We start from the raw sequence: 3,252 nt of genomic DNA on the forward strand, positions 1-3,252 counted from the left end.
CGTCGTTCATAGGTCGGGACCGATCACGATGTGCAGCCGCGCCGGGGGCCAGCCGCCGTTGTCGTTGTCCTTGCTGAGCGCAAAGGCGAGATCGAGCCGGACCTGCCCGATCGGCGAGGCCCAGCGCACCCCGACCCCGGCGCTGTAGGCGAGCTGCTGATCGTAGTCGGGATCGAAGGCGTTACCGAAGTCGGTGAACAGCGCCGCGCTCCAGGGGCCGTGGATCTCGCGCTCGAGCTCGAGGCTGCCGACGGCGAGATAGCGCCCGCCGACGGTCTGACCGGTGAGCGGGTCGATCGGGCCCAGGGCATCGTAGTCCCAGCCCCGGATCGAGGCATCGCCACCGGCATAGAAGCGGCGGCTCGCCGGCAGGTCGTCGACCGAATCGGCGAGGGTGGCACCGAGATCGGTGCGGGCGATCAGCCGATAGCGCTCGGCGAAGCGGCGCACCCACTTGAACTGGATCTGACCGCTCAGATAGGAGTGCTCGGCGAGCACGCCGCCGAAGGTGCCGAGCAGGGTGTACTTGATGCGATAGCCGCGATTGGTGTTGACCGGGTCGTCGGAGACCGTCTTCGACCAGGAGATGTTGGGCACCAGCTCGCTGGTGCGTTGCGCCGGGGCGTCGTTGATGGCGACGTCCTCGTAGCGGAAGTCGAACCCGCCGGTGCGCCGCCAACCCTCGCCGGTGAGGCGCGAGTGGGCGAACTGCACGGTGTGGACCCAGCCCTTGCGACTGGCGGTATCGTCATAGACCGATTGCGGCCTGATGGTGAGATAGTCGCGGGTCGGGTCCTGGACCGGGATACGGTAGTCGAGGTTCCATTCCGAGTGACGCGGCGAGAGGATCAGCTCGGTGCGGAACTTGTGGCCCCAGCGATTGAGATAGCGCCGCCGCCAGTCCATGCTGAAGCGCGGCCCGCTGTCGGTGGCGAAGCCGACGCCGAGACGATACTTGTTGGCCTTGTTGCGGGTGGCGATGACCTCGATGGGGATACGCCCCTCATCGTCGCGCGCCTCCTTGTGCGGCACGATCTCGACCTCGCTGTAGTACTCGCTGCCGAGCAGCCTGCTCTGCAGCTCGAGCAGCAGATCGGGATCGTAGACCGCCCCCGGGGCGAAGCGCAGATAGCGCTGCAACAACCCGTCATCGAGCAGGTCCTGGTTGAAGGTCACCTCACCGAGGTGGTACTGGGGACCGGTGTCGAGATGGAAGTGGACCGCCGCGCTGTCGGCCTCGGGGTCGACCAGCACCTGGTGACGGGGCAGGCGGTAGTCGAGATAGCCGTTGGCCGATGCGGCATAGCGCAGCTCCGACTTGGCGCGCTCGTAGTCGGCGTGCAGCAGCACGTCGCCGCGCTGCATCGGGAAGCGCTCGGGGAAGGCCGGATCGTCCTCGCCGGGACCGCGCACCTGGTAGTCGACGGCGCCGATGCGCACCGGTTCGCCGGGACTCACCCGATAGCGCGCCAGCCAGGGACCGTCGGGCGGGGCGGACTGCTCGAGGGCGGCATCGATCGCCACCCGATACAGACCGAAGGGAGCCAGGGCGTCGCGGATCTGCTGCGGGGCGAGACGGTGCAGCGCGCGCACCCGCGGCAGATCGAGCCCGGCGGCGTCGCGCTCCTGATAGATGTCGAGCAACGCCAGGACGTTGTCGCGCTCCTTGCCCTCGAGCCCGCTGACCTCGACCTTCAGCCCGAGCGCCATGACCGGCGCCATCCACCCGAGCAGCAGGAGCGCCAACCAGTGACGGCCCGGTCCCGCAAGACCGGGAGAGTGGGCGTCGCTGGCGCGCCGCGCTGGCTGTGTCACGATCCGCTCCCCTCGCACGAGAATCCGATCCCCATTGATGATGCCGACGGCGCGGTCGCGCAGCGGACATCCGTCCCGCGGTCGCGACCGATCATAGCAGAACCACCCCGCCCGACTCAGCGCCCCAAGGCCTCGCGCAGCGCGCGCACCTCGGCGCGCAACGCCTGCAGCTCGTGCTCGAGCTGGACGCTGTCACGGTGCATCGAGCGCTCCAGCTCATCGCGTACCCCCTGGTGCTGGGCATCGTGCAGTGTCTGCATGGTGTCGACGATGATGCCGATGAACAGGTTGAGCATGGTGAAGGTGGCGATGAGGATGAAGGGGATGAAGAACAGCCAGGCCAGCGGATAGGCCGCCATCACCGGACGCACGATCCCCATCGACCAGCTCTCCAGGGTCATCACCTGAAACAGGGTGTACATGGAGGCGCCGAGCCCGCCGAACCACTCCGGGAAGCGCTCGCCGAACAGCCCGGTGGCCATCACCGCGAAGACGTAGAAGAGGATCAGCATCAGCAGCGCGATCGAGGAGATCCCGGGCAGCGCCTTGAGCAACGCCTCGACCACGAAGCGCAGTCGCGGCGCCATCGAGATCAGTCGCAGCACCCGCAGCACGCGCAGCGCGCGCAACACCGCCAGCGGTCCGCTGGCCGGGACCAGGGCGATGGCCACCACGGTGAAGTCGAACAGGTTCCAGCCACTGGCGAAGAAGCGCACCCCCCGCGCATAGAGCTTGAGCAGGATCTCGACCACGAACACCGCGAGCACCGCCTGATCGATCAGGTGCAGCACGCCGCCGAAGCCGGCGACCAACGCCGGCGAGGTCTGCAACCCCAGGGTGACGGCGTTGAGGACGATCAGCGCGATGATCACGCGCTGGACGGGATCGGACTCGATCCAGGCACCGATCCGTTCACGACTCGACATACGACAGATTCTCCAGGTTCTCCATGACGAACGACGCCCCCGCCGGCACGAACTGGCGAGGGCGTATTGAAAGACGTGTTAGCGCAGGATGCGCGCCCCGGGCGGGCGCGCGGATGAGCGCACTCAGCAGGGCTCGGCCTGGTAGCCGGCAGCCTCCACGGCGGCGATCAGGGTGGCGGACTCGACCGCGCCCTCCACCCGCGCGCGACCGGCCTCGAGGTCGATGCTCACCGACTCGACCCCGGCGACCGCGACCAGCGCCTCGCGGACGCGACGCTCGCAGTGCTGACAGCTCATCCCGGTGATCTTCAGTTGCTGGCTCAAAGGTTGTTCTCCTGTGACGCGCGCTCGCGGCGCGCACTCGTCGTTGACCTCACCCGGCTGCCACGACGGGCCGCCCGGGCGACTGATCATCCTGCCAGGCGCGCGCCGCACCGAGCAGCGCCACCTGCGGCTGCAGGATCACCCGCACCGGCATGCGCGTCATCAACCCGCGCATCCGCCCCTTGTC

4 protein-coding genes are annotated in these 3,252 nt (G+C 68.3%); all 4 read right to left on the reverse strand.

Annotated features, from left to right (window positions below; all coding sequences use genetic code 11):
- Positions 1-6: 6 nt before the first annotated feature.
- Positions 7-1,710, reverse strand: a complete 1,704-nt coding sequence (locus tag EBL85_RS16550) for an autotransporter assembly complex family protein (RefSeq protein WP_223806184.1) — start codon at positions 1,708-1,710, stop codon at positions 7-9.
- Between the two features lie 221 nt (positions 1,711-1,931).
- Positions 1,932-2,741: an ion transporter gene (locus tag EBL85_RS16555; protein WP_123143484.1), complete on the reverse strand. Its 810-nt coding sequence runs from the start codon at positions 2,739-2,741 to the stop codon at positions 1,932-1,934.
- 123 nt (positions 2,742-2,864) lie between these two features.
- On the reverse strand, positions 2,865-3,065 hold the full coding sequence (locus EBL85_RS16560; protein WP_123143485.1) for a heavy-metal-associated domain-containing protein: 201 nt from the start codon (positions 3,063-3,065) through the stop codon (positions 2,865-2,867).
- Between the two features lie 49 nt (positions 3,066-3,114).
- Positions 3,115-3,240 carry a hypothetical protein gene (locus tag EBL85_RS16565; RefSeq protein ID WP_223806185.1) on the reverse strand — a complete coding sequence of 42 codons (126 nt, stop codon included), beginning with the start codon at positions 3,238-3,240 and terminating at the stop codon, positions 3,115-3,117.
- Between the last annotated feature and the right edge of the window lie 12 nt (positions 3,241-3,252).

This window comes from Marichromatium sp. AB32 (genome assembly GCF_003718675.1).
GTDB classification, from domain to species: Bacteria; Pseudomonadota; Gammaproteobacteria; order Chromatiales; family Chromatiaceae; genus Marichromatium; species Marichromatium gracile.